Genomic DNA, 15,193 nt, shown 5'->3' on the forward strand with positions numbered 1-15,193 from the left:
CGAAACGTGCCTGCAACCACTTCACGCTGGCCTGCGAGCTCCTGGAAAATGCGACTTACCTCAGCTCCGACTCATCGAGCAGTTCCGACACCGTGTAAGGACGGTTGTCCGCCACCGAGCGCCACATGCCTTCACCGAGTGCAACGGCCTCCGCTGCCTGCCGTGAGTCTGCCGCCAGCCCGAGCCGCCCCGACCGTTCACCGGCCTGCCGGAACAGGTCGGTACGCATGAGCGGGTCTGCGCCGCCGTGTCCTCCGGCGACTGATTCGACCGGGATCTCAACGGGAGCCGCGAACATCGGCATCAGCAGGATGGCGTCCTGCTCCGCGCGTTCCGTCCCGTCTGGCCATCGCCCGACGAACGCCTCGATGCGTCCCTGGGTTCCGTTTATCCCCAGGCGATACCCCTCCCAGGGAGACGAAAAGGTCACCGAATACAGGGCGCTGGCTCCGCCGTCGTACCGGATGACCGAGGAGTAGGTGTCTTCGATGTCGATCGCGTCGTCGTAGAGATAGTCGTCCCTGCCCGCCGGGTACTGCACTCCGTATGGCAGGCCAAACATTCCAGTTCGTGTGCTGCGCGCGTCTGCCGGGAAGGCGTCAGAACCCGCCTGGGCGAGATAGTACGGATCAGCAGCCCGTAGCGCGTCGCCCGTGAGGAACTCTCCGTCCGCGTCGCGGGGCCGGTGGGCACCCGCTGCACCATAGAAGTTTCGCGCACCGTAGGCGAAGATCTGCTCAGGGCGCTGCCCTGACCACCAGCTCAGAAGGTCGAGGTGGTGACTGCTCTTATGCAGCGAGAGCCCGCCAGAGTGCGACCGGGTACGGTTCCAACGCAGGAAGTAGCTCGCCCCGTGCCGGATGTCGACGTGGTAGTCGAGGTTCAATTGGGTGACCCTGCCGATGGCTCCGGAAATGATCAGCTCCTTGATCTGCTGATGACGAGCGACGTACCGGAGGTTGTGGGTGACGCTCACAGAACCGGTGCTGGCCTTCTCAGCCTGCAATACGGCCCTCGCCTCTGCCGCCGTCGACGTCATGGGCTTCTCCGAGATGACGGCGAGCCCATGGGCGAGTGCCCGCAGGATGTACTCGCCATGCGTATGGTCTGGCGTTGCGACCAGAACGACATCCGGTGCCGTCTCGGTCACCATCCGGTCGAATTCCTCCGGCAGGTAGGCCGGAATCGCCTGCTCGCCGACGATGCGATCGTTGACCTGCGCGGCGCGTTCCAGGTCGACGTCGATCAGGGCGACGACGTCGACCACGTCGCTGAAGTCCTCGCTGTCGCCGCCATACCCGAGCATGGCGTCACCCTCACCACCACGCCCGAGCATCGGCAGCAGGAATGCAGCGACGCCTCGGTTCGAGAGACCGCAGATGGCGTATTTCTTCCTTGAAGTCACCCCCACATCGTGCCAGACTGACCACGCGCAATGCAATTCGCCGCAAGCGATTGCAGCCCTACTGCCGGCGCCGAGAACCACGATGAGAACCACGGTCGAGAACCACGACAGCCTGAGGCGAAGACACATGACACAGACCGAATTCGATGCCAATCTCGACGGTCATCTGGATGCAAGCCTGTCGCTGTTGCGATACGTCTACGGGAGAACGGAACGAGCCCTGGCCCGCATCGAGGCCGACGAAGACGCCTTCTGGGCGCAAGAACCCGCGCTGCCGGAGGTGCTGTCCCGCCAGAAACAGCTGCGAGAAGCGGTGCGAACGAGCATCGGGCTGCCACCGGGTCCAAACGCGGGCCGCACCCCGTCTCGCGTCGTGCAGGAGCGGGATTCACTTGCCGGTGACGGTTTCCGTGTGCAACCGATTCTGATCGAGACCTCCCTCGGCACGGTGGTCAGCGCCCTGCGTTATGTTCCGGATGCCGCCTCAGATCAGCGCCGCGGCTCCGGCGGTGCCTCAGGCAGCGTCCCCGGCCCGGCAGTCCTCTTCCTCACCGGCCATACCGCTGACGGCAAGGCCGATGAGGAGTACCAGCGTGCGTGCGCGCAGATCTGCCGGCAGGGCATCACTGTTCTGGCCACCGATGCGATCGGGCAGGGGGAGAGGCACAGTTACCTCTCCCCCGACGGTGACCTCCTCGTCGCACCGGGCACCACCGAACACAGCTACGTCGGAATCCAGTGCTGGGCTGCGGGAACGACGGCGGCCCGCTTCTTCGTGGAAGAGGCACAATCGCTGCTCGACCTGCTCATCGACGATCCGGACGTCGATGCGGACCGAGTCGGCATCACCGGGCAGAGCGGAGGAGGGCTCCAGGCGACGCTCGTTGCCGCCGTCGACCAGCGCATTCGGGCAACCGCCATCGCCACCTTCATCAGTAGCAGGGGTGCGTACCTGTGGAGCGGGCAACGGCAGGATGCCGAGCAGACGCTGACGGGCGGTACGGAGAGGGGAATCGACCACGCGCAACTGCTGGCGTGCATGGCGCCGAATCCGGTCGCTGTCCTTGCGGCCGAATCGGACTTCTTTCCCATCGAGGGCGCCGTCGACACGGTAGCCGGAGCCGGTCGCTGGTTCGGCGCCCTCGGCGATGACCGCAGTCTCGAGCTTCATCGCGACGCGTGCGAGCACAGTTACAGTCCCGCGATGGCGGCACGCGCGGCCGAGTTCTTCGCCAGAAGCTTCGGTCTCGACGCACAGCCGGTCACACGTCTGTCCGAACCGTTCACTCCTGCCGCGCTCCAGGCCACGAGAGGCGGCCAGGTCCTGCTCGAGCGGCCACACGCTCGCACGATCCACGACCTGTTGCCGACCGCGGCGCCGGTCGACGCGCACCGGCTGCGCAGCGCGGTCCTCGATCAGCGGATGTCCACAGAGCAGCGGATGCCCACACCGCTGAACGTCCGCTGGATCGCCAGGGGCCACATCGGCGAAGACGTGCTGCGCCACGGTTTCTGGCAGAGTGAGCGCGACCTCTGGAATTCGGCGGTCTACGTCGGGCCCCCGGCTGACGCTACCGCGATCACGATCGTCGTGCAGGGCACCGGCGACCGGGTTCCGACCGCGGAGGACATGCCGGAACGGGCGTCGGGCGAGGGTCTTCTCTATCTCGACACCAGGGGAATCGGTGCGGTCGGCGCACACGACAAGGACGACCGGGATCCGTCTGACCTGGCATCCGTCAGCTTCAAACTCCTCTCCGACCTGATCTGGCTTGGCGACAGCCTCCAGGCGGGGCGCGCCTGGGACGCACTGGTGGCGGCTGCCGTGGTTCGGCGGGATCTCCTGGGCCCGGCAGGCAGCATCCGTATGACGGGTACGGGGACCGGCGCGTACACGGCCTGGCTGGCCCACAGCGTCGACGATTCAATCGAGCTCGACGTTGAGCTCGACCGTGAGCGCGTTCCCACCCTCGCCGACCTCGCCGGACCACGGCTCTACGATGCCGGCACCGACCTGTGGCAGATCGTCATGCCATAGTCGGGGTCACGGTTGATAGGTGAGCCGGCCCTTGGTGCCCCGCGCACTCGGGTCGGTCACCGGCGTCGCGGAGAGCAGTGCCTGGGTATACGGATGCTGCGGCCGTTCGAAGACGTCCTCCGCCGCCCCCTGTTCGACGACATCGCCGAAGTACATGACGGCGACGTCGTCACAGATGCGCTCCACGACGGAGAGGTCGTGGGAGATGAACAGGTAGGTCAGGCTGAGCTGGTCCTGCAGTTCGGCCATGAGGTCGAGTACCTGCGCACGCACGGACACATCGAGCGCCGACACCGCCTCATCTGCGACCACGAGCGACGGATCGGTGATCAGCGCCCTGGCCATTCCGATCCGCTGTCGTTCCCCACCGGAGAAGGCGTGCGGGTAGCGGTTCATGGCGGATCGCTTCAGCCCGACCCGCTCCAGCATCACGGCCGTGCGCTCGCCCCTTTCCTCCGAGTCGACTCCATCGAGCATCCGAAGCGGCTCCTCCACCACCTGCCTGACGGTCATCCGGGGATTCAACGACCCGTAAGGGTCCTGGAACACCATTCGCACCCGCGCCCGATACGGCTTCAACTCCCGCTCCGACAGGGCTGCCAGGTCGACCTGCTCCCGCCCGGCCTCGTCGAAGAATATCTGCCCGGACGTCGGCTTGTACGCGCGCAGGATGCAGCGGCCGAGAGTGGTCTTCCCGCACCCCGACTCTCCCACCAGGCCGAAGGTCGTGCCGGGGGCGATATCGAGACTGACGCCCTTGACTGCTTCCAGCTTCTTCTTCGAACGGCGGGCGAAGAGTCCGCCTGCGACGGTGTGGAACTCCATGCGAAGGTCACGGATGCTGAGCAGCGGTCGTTCCGTCACTTCCGTGATCGCCGGGTCGGCCCGCTCCCGCACTACCGGGCTTGCGGCCGCCCGCTCGATTTTCGCCCGGCGATTTCGCGACGTCGCGCCACCCTGCACTGAGCCGAGCAGCTGCTTGGTGTAGTCGTGCTGCGGGTCGTGGAAAATCTGGTCGACCGGCCCCTGCTCGACGATCTTTCCGTGACGCATCACAGCGACGTCGTCGGCGATCTCGGCAACGACACCCATGTCGTGGGTGATGAAGATCAAGCTCATGCCCAGTTGTTCCTTGAGCTCCGCAAGCAGGTCGAGGATCTGCGCCTGCGTCGTGACATCGAGTGCGGTTGTCGGCTCATCTGCGATGAGGAGTGACGGGCGTGCGATCAGCGCCATGGCGATCATGGCCCGCTGACGCATCCCGCCGGACAACTGGAAGGTATAGGAGTCGATGCGCTCCTCCGGAAGCGGAATACCGACCCGGCGCAGTTCCTCGATGACCCGTTCGCGGGTCTGGCGAGGCTTGAGGCCCTGATGGATCTCAAGCACCTCGCTGATCTGGTTGCCGATGGTGTGCACGGGGCTGAGCGACGACATCGGCTCCTGGAAGATCATCGAGATCTGGCGACCCCTGATGGCACGGATCTCCTCGCAGGTGGGCTCCATCGCGGCGATGTCCTGCACCGCGCTTCCGGCGCCGGGCGAGAACAGGATGTTTCCCTCGGAGATCTGGCCCGGGTAGTCGATCAGTTGCATGAGCGACCTGGCGGTGGCTGATTTGCCAGACCCGGACTCGCCGACGATGCACAGAGTGCGTCCCCTGACGGCCTGGAAGCTGATGTCGTCGACGGCCTTCACTTCGGCATCCGGAGTGTAGAAGCTGGCATGGAGATTGCGGACATCCACGATCACATCACCTCGTGGCGGATCACTCCGCCAGTCGGTCGACGGCCGCCGCCAGCTGGGCGCCGGAACCTGCCGAGCGTCCATTGTCTGTCCTTTCCCGTTCTTCATTTTCCGTACGGGTCTGCCGCATCGCGGAGACCGTCCCCGACGAAGTTGAATGCGATCACCGTCAGTACCACCGCGAGCGCCGGCATGAGCAGCCAGGGCGCGTTCGCCACCACCTGGAGATTCTGGGAATCCTGCAGCAGGACTCCCCACGAGATCGCGGGTGCACGCAGACCGAGCCCGAGGAACGACAGGGAGGTCTCGGCGAGGATCATCGCAGGAACCGCGAGGCTCATTGAGGCGATGATGTGCGACACGAACGATGGCATCATATGGCGCAGGATGATGCGGCCGTGACTGGCGCCGTCCAATTTCGCCGCGAGGATGTAGTCCTCACCTCTGGACTGAAGGACTCGCCCCCTGATCACCCTCGCCATACCGGTCCACCCGAGCAGAGACAGGATCATCGTGATCGCAAAGTAGGTTTCGGTTATGCCCCAGCGCGGCGGGATGGCGGCCGCGAGGCCGAGCCAGAGCGGAAGCGTCGGGATGGACATGATGAACTCGATCACGCGTTGGATGATGGTGTCGGTCAGGCCGCCGAAGTAGCCGGAGATACCCCCGATGACGATGCCGAGCACGAGCGAGACGGCCACGCCGATCAGTCCGAGCGACAGCGAGATCTGGCCGCCGTAGAGGATCAGCGATAAGAGATCCGCTCCCGCGCGGTCCGCCCCGAGCAGGTAGAGGCGCTGATCGGGATCGACGGTGCCGAAGAAGTGAACGTCGGCGGGGATGAAACCGAGGAGCTGGTACTCGTCACCCGTCGCGAAGAACGTCAGCGGAATCTTGACGTCTGGATCTTCGACGAACACCCTCTGCAACGTCTCGATGTCGGTGCTGCTCTCCGTCGGGTGGATGAAGAAGCCGTCTTCGAGCGTGAAATGCACCGCCTGCGGTGGCTGGTAGGCATGATCCGCGCTGGTCGACGACGCGGAGTGAGGGGCGAGGAACCCGGCGAAGATCGCTGTGAAGTAGATCAGGCACAGCAGGTAGAGACCGAACATCGCCATCGGATTGCTCTTGTAACGCCGACGGATGAGCTGGCTTTGCGACGCCGTCCCGTCGAGGAACTTCAGCTGGGCTCGCGCTTTGCGCATCTGCCGGGGCGTTGGCGGTGCCTCTAAGGCCGCCGGGTTCATCTGGTCGACCATGGTCACGCCTTCCCGAATCGAACGCGCGGATCGACCACGGCGAGCAGGATGTCCGACATCAGCGTTCCGATGACCGTCAGGACCGCGATGATCAGGATGATGCCGCCCGCCAAGTACATATCCTGGCTTTTCAGCGCGCCGAGGAGAAGCGGCCCTGTCGTTCCGAGCGCGAGCACCTGGGCCACGATGACCTCTCCGTCGAACAGCGACGGCAGATGCCAGCCGGCCGTCGAGATGAACGGGTTCAGCGCGATCCGCAGCGGGTACTTCCTGATGATCTTTCCCTCTGGGAGGCCTTTTGCCCTCGCGGTGACGACGTACGGCTTCGGAAGCTCGTCGAGGAGGTTAGCCCTCGTGACCCGGATGATCCCGGCGGTTCCGGCGAGGCCGATCACCAGCACGGGGATCCACAGGTGATTCATCAGGTCGATGACCTTGCCCCAGCTCCACGGCGCATTGGCGTACTCCGGGGAGAATAGGCCGCCGATACTCGCGCCGAAGAGGGTGAAACCGGCGTAGGCGAGCAGCAGGGCGGCGAGGAAGTTCGGGATCGCCAGTGCGATGAAACCGACGGTCGAAATGGCGTAGTCGGCGAAGCTGCGCTGCTTGACCGCCGAATACACGCCGGCGGTCAGGGCGATGACCCAGGTGAAGATGAGTGTTGTGACGCCGAGGATCAGGGTCAGCGGAAGTCGCTCCGCGATCAGTGCCGTGACCGGCCGACCGTATTCGAATGACTGGCCGAGGTCACCTTCGAAGAGGATGCCCCCCATCCATTTGCCGTACTGCACCCAGAACGGTTCCCCGATCCCGTAACGCTGTCGCAGCGCATCGACGTAGGCCGGATCGAGGGTCTGGCCCTGCTGCTCCAGGGACGCAATCTGCGAGGTCAGGAAGTCGCCGGGCGGCAACTGGATGATGAAGTACGAGATCAGGGAGATGGCGAAGAGCGTCGGAATGACGTAGAGGATCCGGGCGCCGATGAACCGTATCATCAGGCCTCACCACCGTCGTGGGGCTCGGAGCGCTTGCCCCTCCCGGCGTGCAGCGCGTCATTCACCGGTGGCGAACGCCAACTGCTCTGGTTTGGTGACGCGCTCCCGGCCGAGGACGAAGGCCAGTTCCGGCTTGTCGTCGCGCACATTGAGCAGATCGTTGTTGATGACAACCGGGACGAACGGTAGCGCAAGAATGCCGATCATGTAGCACTCGTCGCTGTGCTGCTTCATGATGGCCTTGCCGGCTTTGACCCGCGCATCGTCCGACGTGGCTGTGCGCAGCGCATCCCACGAGTCGAGCAGTTTCTGCACATCGGCCGACGGCTGCTCCCCCGACTCTCCCGCCGAGGCGTACCACTGGCCGAATGCCGGCGCTGAATGCGAGTTGCCGCCGGTGGGAACGTACCAGACCGGCTCGAGGTCGAACTTGGTCTGCGGAACGGTTGTTCCGTCGATGTCGTAATCGTTGGTCGTGCGCGACTGAGTGTATAGCGTGCTGTCGGCCGGCTTCAACGTGAGTTTGATGCCGACGTTTGCAAGGTCTTTCACAACCATGGAGTATGCGTCGGTCCGGGCGATTTCCGTGGTTGCATCGACATAGAGAAGCACGAAGTCGAGTGGTTTGCCGCTGTTCATCAGCCGGACGCCGTTGGAGTCCTTCTCGGTCAGGCCGAGTTCGTCCAGTGCACTATTGGCTGCGTCGGCGTCGAACTCAAGGAAGTTCTTACCGATGCCGTCGCTATAGTACTCATCGCCCTTGGGCGCCACGGGCTGCATCACAACGCCCAAGCCGCCCAGAAGCGATTTGTTGATTGCCTCGCGGTTGATGGCCTGCGAGAGCGCCCCCCGGAACTCCTTCTTCGAGAACAGCTCGCGAATCTCGGGATCCTTGTGGCTCAGATTCGGGCAGAGGCTCAAGAGGCTCCCGGCCGGAGTCCAGCGATCGACGTGGAAGCCGTTCTTCTCGGCGTTCTGGAGATACACCTGCGTGGTGTTGTAGCCCAGGAACTGGGCCTGGAAGTCGAGGTCGCCGTTCGCGGCACGGAGGTCGAGCGCTTCCTGGGCCAGGATCTGCACCTGCAGTCGGTCGACGAACGGCAACTGACGGCCATCGGCATCTGTTTTATAGTAATACGGATTGCGCTCGAGATCTGCGGTTCCACTGGCGGAACTCGCCGAGGTGATGACGCGGTATGCACCCATCACTGGAACGTCAGGGTTCGTCCAGGTGTTGTCGCGATCCGCAAAGTACTTGTCCCAGGAATCGAACCCGGCCGCCTTCGCCTGGGCGTCAACGGTCCCCTGGTCCGTGAAATCCGGATGGAACTGCCGGAGGTAGTGCAACGGCTTGACGAATTGTCCTCCGACGGAAGGGTTCGACAGGTACTTCGGCCAGAGCGGGGTCGGCGAGGTGAAAGAAATCTTGATCACCGTATCCGACACTTTCTCAGCTTGCGGGACCGATTTGTCGGCGCTACTGAACCAATACGGGGCAGAGGGCATCATGGTCTTGTTGCCGAGCCAGTTCTGCATCACAAACAGCACGTCGTCCGCAGTGTACGGTTCTCCGTCAGACCATTTGAGTCCGCTGCGCAGGGTCATCGTGAATTCGGACATGTCGTCATTCGATTCGAACTTCTCAGCCAGCGAGGGGACTGGTTTGCGGTTGTCTTCGTCCCATTCGACGAAGCTCGCCGTAGCGAACGCCTGCATGACCCCGCGATCGCCGGCATCCAGCTGTCCGCGTTTCAGGGTCCCACCGTAGAGAGCAGTCCCACCGAAAGATGCGGCGACGGCCGGCTTGGCCGGAAGGCGCTTCGCCAATTCTGGGAGCTTTCCCTCCTTCACCAGCTTGGTGAGCATGGGCGCTTCCTTGAGGCTGGTCTTCGTTCCAGCGGCACCGGCCGTGCCGGCGGGAGCGTCGAAGGTGCAGCCGGCCAGGGTGACAAGGGCCACACCTGCGATCATGCCTGCTCCGAGCTGAACGAAGCTGCGGCGACTGAGTCCGGGCGTTGAAGTCATCGTTGATTCCCAACCGGTTGGGGGCACTTGGCCCGCGGGTAGTACGAGGATACAGGCTGCAAACGCTTGTCGCAATATGCGGCATCCTGCCTCCACTGACAGCAAGGTCCGATCATCAGTGGGGACTGATGCCGACATCCCACGCTCATGCGGGCTGGCCGGCTTCGAAATAGGCGATCAGGTCTGCGGGGAGAGGCGGCACGTCGCGCGGCACCGAACCGTGCCTGAGGGAGTCGGCTGCCAGCGCGCCGGTCGCAACGGCCTCTCGCGCCGCAACCGGTGACGTCTCGGTCACACCGCCCTCACGCACAAATCGGATGAACTCGGCGAGCAATGCCGGGTCGGCTCCGCTGTGGCCGCCTTCCACCAGGGGGATGGGGATCTCACGGTGGCCGTGCTCTTCATACACGGTGCGCTTGTTCCAAAGGCGAACTGAACCGCCGACTTCGAGGCCGAAATTCTCGATCCGTCCCTCTGTGCCGATGATGGTGAAGTTCCGCCAGTAGTCGGGCGTGTAATGGCATTCCTGATAACTGGCGAAGGCTCCATTGGCCAGTTGCATGGTGAGCATGGAGATGTCTTCGACATCAATCACCGGGTTCAACCCGGTGAGGGAAAGCGGGGGCCAGTTGTCAGACGAGATCCACTCTCGAACGACCTGCCCGGTGCGGTCTGTCCGATCGGTGATCTGGCCGTAGACGCTGAGCGACCCCATCGCGGTCACCCTGGTCGTGTAAGAACCGGCAAGCCAATGAGCGATGTCGATGTCGTGCGAGCCCTTCTGCAGAACAAGCGAATTCACTTTGGACCGATCGGCATGCCAGTCCTTGAAGAAGCGGTCACCTCCCTCCCCGACGAAGTTGCGCACCCATACCGCCTTCACTTCACCGACGGCGCCTTCGTCGACCAGGTCCTTCATGATGCGGATCACCGGCATGTGACGCATGTTGTGGCCGACATAGAGTTTGGTCTTGGTGTCGTACGCAGCCTGCAGGATGTCATCGGCCTGTTCCAGGGTGATGGCCAGCGGCTTGTCAACGAAAACGGCAACACCCGCGCGCAGCAGCGCGGTCGCCGCATCGTGATGGAGGTAGTCGGGAGTAGTGACGAACGCCGCATCGACGCCGATGTCGATGAGCTGCTGAACAGTATCGACCAGTGCGACATCCGCTCCGAAAGTGGCCCGCGCCCGCTCCTTGGCAGTGGCACCCGGATCCGCGGACACCACGACTTCCAGATCAGGATCCACCGCGAGAGCCCGATGCGCGATCACCCCGCGGTTTCCGAACCCAACAACTCCCAAACGCAGCTTCTTCACGTGTCCACACCTCTTTGTTATGCGTGACGGGGCCAGAGAAGGCCGCTCCAGATATCAGCCTACGGAAGGCAAGCGCTTGTCGCAATGTGCATAGCAAATCAATCGCCCGACGCATCATCAGAGCATGGAAGGACGCGAAGTGTCTCGATCACAGGTAGATGTCCGCCTTCGAAACACCGCAAACCGTTTCTGCACTGAGGCATTCGGACGATAGCATGCAGTGAACGGGACCATCGCGCTCCCGCAGCGCCTCAGAGAAAGACGGGCTATGGCCGTAACACTGACCGATGTCGCCAATGCCCTCGGCTTGAGCGCCTCGACCGTTTCCCGCGCCCTGTCGATGCCCGAAAAGGTCAACGCCCAGACCAGGGAGCGCATTCAGCAGACGGTGCACCAGATGGGCTACGTGCCCAACCAGGTGGCCAGGTCGCTCACCTCCGGACGGATGGACACGCTTGCCATCATCGTTCCCGACATCGCGAACCCATTCTTCCCGCCCATCATCAAGGCCGTCCAGGCCAGGGCGGCCAGGCGCGGGATGACGGTGCTGCTGAGTGATGTCGACGAGCACGCCGTCGACGAGATCGATCGTGCACGCAACCTCGCTAAACGCGTGGACGGCTTGATCATGGTGTCTCCTCGCACTGCGTCCGCTCACCTGGCCGGCCTGAGAGACATCCCGAACATCGTGTTTGTCAATCGTGAAGTCGAAGGGGCCTCCTTCGTGCTCATTGACGACGGCGACGGCATGGTGCAGGCAGTCGAGCACCTGCACGCCCTCGGCCACCGCAACATCGCGTATCTGAATGGCCCGAAGCGGTCCTGGTCGAATGCCCTTCGCCAGTCTGCAATCGAATCGGCGTGCGCGCGCCTCGGCATGACCCTGAGCGAGTTCGGCCCCTTCGAGGCGCAGATCCAGGCTGGAGCACGAGCTGCCGACCTGGTTTACGCCAGTGCCGTCACAGCCGTGATCGCTTATGACGATCTCATCGCCCTCGGGGTAATGGCGAGGCTCACCGAGCGCGGTTTGCGGATCGGACGCGATATGAGCGTGATCGGTGTCGACGACAGCCCCATGTCCGGCATGGCGTACCCCACCCTGACCAGCGTGCATGTTCCCGGAGCCGAAGCCGGGGTGGCCGCCGTCGATATCATCCTGGAGCAACTCTCCACACCTGGAAAACACGAGCCACAGATTGTCGAGCTGGAGACGCACCTGATCGTGCGCTCATCAACCTCGGTCCCGCATCCTCGGGATGGATCCGTCGCTGTGTAGACCGTCGCAGCCCCGCACCACCCCGCGAACGACTGTTCCGACAGCGCGGAAACCGTGGTCGAAAATGGCTATGTCGGCTGCGTAGCCAGGTGCCAGTCTGCCCTGCCGATTCCCGGCGTTCATGATGCCCGCCGGGACGGCGGTGCCTGCCATGATCGCCTCGTGTTCGTCCCATCCCGCCTGGTGGACAAGAATATCGAGCATCGCGGGCAACGGCGTGACGCTCCCGCCGAACGCCCCAGACGCGGCATCCTTCACCACCGCGACTCCGTCGTCGACCACGCAGCGAATGCCGCCGAGGTCATACTCCGCTCCACGGGGCAGTCCGGCGCCTGCCGTTGCGTCCGACACGATCGCCAGCCTTCCGCCGAGGCAACGCCTGGCAATCTCAAGGAGGGGGAATGGAAGATGTTTGCCGTCGGCAATGACTTCCGCCGTGAGCCCTATCGATGCGAGCGATTCCTCCAGCAAGCCTGGCAATCGCCATGGACCGTTACGAATCAAGGTGGACTGGCCGCTCCAGAGGTGGGTGATGTGACTGAGCCCGGCTTCCACACAGGCGCGCAACTCACGGCCGCGTGCTTCGCTGTGCCCCGCCGCCACCACGACTCCGGCGCCGGCGAGAGCCCGCGTCAGTTCGACCGCTCCTGTCAGTTCCGGTGCCAGCGTGACCATAGAGAGTAGATCGCCCGCGTCGACAAGGGGTCGCCAGTCCACCGAGTCCGGGCTCACCAGGGCCTTCGGATCATGCGCACCGGCCTGCGAAGCGGCCAGGAAGGGTCCCTCCAGGTGCGCGCCCAGTACTCGCGCGTGCCCGGGTTGTGGGTGTTCCACCGCAGCACGGAGATTCTCGATCCGGCCACTGAGTTCCGGTATCGCCGCAGAAACCAGCGACGCCGCGATGGCGGTCACGCCCCTCGCGGCGTAGAAGTCGGCGATTCGAGCAGGTTCGGTCGGATCAACGGTGTCGAAAGAGAGTGCGTCAGCACCGTGCACGTGGATGTCGATCAGACCCGCAGTCGTCAGGCGACCATCAACGTCGATGCTGGGAACGGACTCGAACGACGTTCCACTGGAGAAATCTGCCATGGGGCAGATCGTCTCGATACGATCGCCGGCCACAACGATCGCCAGGTTCTCCTGCATGCCACCCGGCAGGGCGCATCGGGCGTTGGTGAGGGCGAACCTGTCCATCGGCACCCCTTTCCCAATAGCCATCGTTCTGGGCCTGGATCTAGTTTCCGGCAGGAGTCGCGATCTGGCCAGCCGATGAAGGATCGAGGAACAGTGTGGCGTGCGGGCAGTTCCGCAGGTATGTCGACGGGACGGCATTGGAGATGGGCTCGCTCATCGTCTTGGCCACTGCTTCGGCCTTCCGCGACTCTGGCGCGCACACCTGCACCACGCGGGCAGACAGCAATGCGGGGACGGTCAGGGACATCGCCTGCGCCGGAACGTCTGCGACGCTGGGGAAGTGGCCTTCGCCGACCTGTTGACGCCGAGAAACGTCATTGAGCTCGATGATCCTGATGAAGCGGTCGTCGTTGACATTGGCCTCGAACGGTTCATTGAAGGCGATGTGCCCGTTTTCGCCGATGCCCATGCACACGAGGTCAAGGGGTGCTTCGCGGAGTGCGACCTCGTACCTCGCACATTCCGCCTCCGGGTCCGGCGCGTTGCCGTGGATGTACTCGACCCGTGCGGGATGGAACGGCACCTCGACCCGCTCGCGGATCCAGCGCACAAAGCTGGCGCTGTGGTCACCATCCATGCCGACGTATTCGTCCATGTGGAAGACGGTGACTCTGCCCCAGTCGATGGGTTGGTCCTGCAGCGCGTTGACAAATTCGAACTGCGAGTTGCCGGTGGCGACGACAACACGGGCTTCACCTCTCGCTGTGATGGCGTCGGTGATGACCGCGGCGGCTCGTTGTGCTGCGGCCCTGCCCATCGCCTGTTCGCTGTCGTACACCTCGACGGCGAGGTTCCCTGCGATGAACGTGTTCGATGGTTGCGACATGTCGACTCTTTCGTTGCTGAACGGAACTCGTCTCATTATGAAGAGTGTCGTTGGGGTAATGCAAGCGGATGCGACAATCATGCAAGATTTGCGTATGCTTGCAGTGGCGCCGTGAACTGCGCCTACTGCAGGTGCCGAGCGGCAAAGGAGTGCTCCAGATGTCCCAGGCCGCACATCGCACGGGCGTCCTCTTCACCGGAGACAGCATTACGGACTGCGATCGGAGGGCTGACCCCGACCATCTCGGTTTCGGATATGTTCGCCTGCTGAACGAGGCACTGGAACTCGCCGCGAAGGACGTGGTGAACACCGGCATCGGAGGTAATCGTGTCTGTGACCTCGAGCAACGCTGGGACCACGACGTGGTCGATCACCACCCGGGCCTCCTGTCGATTCTGATTGGCGTGAACGACATGTGGCACAGGTTCAGCCGCAATGATCCCACCTCCACTGCCGCCTTCCGCGCCGGTTATCGGCGCATACTCGAGCGGCTTCCGGCGGAGGCGACATCCGTCGTCTTGATCGAGCCGTTCCTGCTTCCGGTGCGGCCGGAACAGGACGCGTGGCTCAACGACCTCGCGCCCAAGGCCGCGGCTGTGCGCGAGCTCGCTGAGGTGTTCGGGGCGATATTCGTTCCCGCGCAGTCATACCTCGACTCCCAGGCGCAACAGCATGGCGCGGCTGCCATCGCCTATGACGGGGTCCATCCGACGCCGTTGGGGCACAGATTGCTGGCAGACCTTTGGATCCAGACCGTATTCACCACGGCCAGCCCGCCTGGTGCTGTCGGCCTCGGCGGCCGACGGTAGAGCCGTGCAGGCATCCTGTCAACGATGCCTGAATGGGCGTAGCGTGGGGACGTGGAGGTGATTTCCACGCACGCAACGACGGGCGACAGGATACTCATCCGAGGCAGAACGGTTGAGACACCCGATCGACACGGTGAGATCGTCGAGGTGCGCGGCGCAGACGGCGGTCCCCCGTACTTGGTGCGGTTCGAGAACGGCCACGAGAGCATCGTCTTTCCTGGCAGCGACTTCGTCGTCGACCACGCCGGGTCGGATACTCCGCCCGGCTGAAGCGGATTGTGGCGATTTCTGGGCGCTCCACG

General features: G+C 63.7%; 12 protein-coding genes. 4 read left to right on the forward strand and 8 right to left on the reverse strand.

Going from position 1 to position 15,193, the window contains the following annotated elements; genetic code table 11:
- Positions 1–55: 55 nt before the first annotated feature.
- Positions 56–1,405, reverse strand: coding sequence for a Gfo/Idh/MocA family oxidoreductase (locus K323_RS0107185; RefSeq protein ID WP_033372616.1), 1,350 nt, complete (start codon positions 1,403–1,405; stop codon positions 56–58).
- Positions 1,406–1,532: 127 nt separating this feature from the next.
- On the opposite strand from K323_RS0107185, the gene K323_RS0107190 reads away from it, so the two are divergent.
- On the forward strand, positions 1,533–3,443 hold the full coding sequence (locus tag K323_RS0107190; RefSeq protein ID WP_022884611.1) for an alpha/beta hydrolase family protein: 1,911 nt from the start codon (positions 1,533–1,535) through the stop codon (positions 3,441–3,443).
- A gap of 6 nt (positions 3,444–3,449) precedes the next feature.
- Here the strand turns inward: K323_RS0107190 and K323_RS0107195 are convergent, their stop codons facing one another.
- From K323_RS0107195 to K323_RS0107215, 5 genes are all read right to left on the reverse strand, one after another.
- A complete protein-coding gene (locus K323_RS0107195) occupies positions 3,450–5,273 on the reverse strand; it encodes an ABC transporter ATP-binding protein (RefSeq protein ID WP_022884612.1) in 1,824 nt (607 codons plus the stop codon).
- A 20-nt stretch (positions 5,274–5,293) separates the two neighbouring features.
- Positions 5,294–6,448 (reverse strand): ABC transporter permease, encoded by a 1,155-nt coding sequence (locus K323_RS24795; RefSeq protein WP_033372549.1) that lies wholly within the window; start codon positions 6,446–6,448, stop codon positions 5,294–5,296.
- Between the two features lie 2 nt (positions 6,449–6,450).
- The gene (locus K323_RS0107205; RefSeq protein ID WP_022884614.1) at positions 6,451–7,443 is read right to left on the reverse strand and encodes an ABC transporter permease; all 993 of its coding nucleotides are present in this window, start codon (positions 7,441–7,443) and stop codon (positions 6,451–6,453) included.
- 57 nt (positions 7,444–7,500) lie between these two features.
- Positions 7,501–9,468 (reverse strand): ABC transporter substrate-binding protein, encoded by a 1,968-nt coding sequence (locus K323_RS0107210; protein WP_022884615.1) that lies wholly within the window; start codon positions 9,466–9,468, stop codon positions 7,501–7,503.
- A gap of 145 nt (positions 9,469–9,613) precedes the next feature.
- Positions 9,614–10,786 (reverse strand): Gfo/Idh/MocA family protein, encoded by a 1,173-nt coding sequence (locus K323_RS0107215; protein WP_033372550.1) that lies wholly within the window; start codon positions 10,784–10,786, stop codon positions 9,614–9,616.
- Positions 10,787–11,054: 268 nt separating this feature from the next.
- On the opposite strand from K323_RS0107215, the gene K323_RS0107220 reads away from it, so the two are divergent.
- Positions 11,055–12,062 carry a LacI family DNA-binding transcriptional regulator gene (locus K323_RS0107220; RefSeq protein ID WP_033372551.1) on the forward strand — a complete coding sequence of 336 codons (1,008 nt, stop codon included), beginning with the start codon at positions 11,055–11,057 and terminating at the stop codon, positions 12,060–12,062.
- Here the strand turns inward: K323_RS0107220 and K323_RS0107225 are convergent.
- Complete coding sequence (locus K323_RS0107225; protein ID WP_022884618.1) at positions 12,018–13,256, reverse strand: N-acetylglucosamine-6-phosphate deacetylase; 1,239 nt, start codon at positions 13,254–13,256, stop codon at positions 12,018–12,020. The two genes, K323_RS0107220 and K323_RS0107225, sit on opposite strands and share 45 nt — an antisense overlap.
- A 40-nt stretch (positions 13,257–13,296) precedes the next feature.
- Complete coding sequence (locus K323_RS0107230; protein WP_022884619.1) at positions 13,297–14,082, reverse strand: glucosamine-6-phosphate deaminase; 786 nt, start codon at positions 14,080–14,082, stop codon at positions 13,297–13,299.
- Positions 14,083–14,240: 158 nt separating this feature from the next.
- Here K323_RS0107230 and K323_RS24800 point away from each other — a divergent pair, with 158 nt between their 5' ends.
- Both K323_RS24800 and K323_RS0107240 read left to right on the forward strand, forming a co-directional pair.
- On the forward strand, positions 14,241–14,891 hold the full coding sequence (locus K323_RS24800) for an SGNH/GDSL hydrolase family protein (protein ID WP_022884620.1): 651 nt from the start codon (positions 14,241–14,243) through the stop codon (positions 14,889–14,891).
- A 51-nt stretch (positions 14,892–14,942) separates the two neighbouring features.
- Complete coding sequence (locus K323_RS0107240) at positions 14,943–15,161, forward strand: DUF1918 domain-containing protein (protein ID WP_022884621.1); 219 nt, start codon at positions 14,943–14,945, stop codon at positions 15,159–15,161.
- Positions 15,162–15,193: the final 32 nt, after the last annotated feature.

It is taken from the genome of Glaciibacter superstes DSM 21135 (genome assembly GCF_000421145.1).
Classification (GTDB): Bacteria; Actinomycetota; Actinomycetes; order Actinomycetales; family Microbacteriaceae; genus Cryobacterium; species Cryobacterium superstes.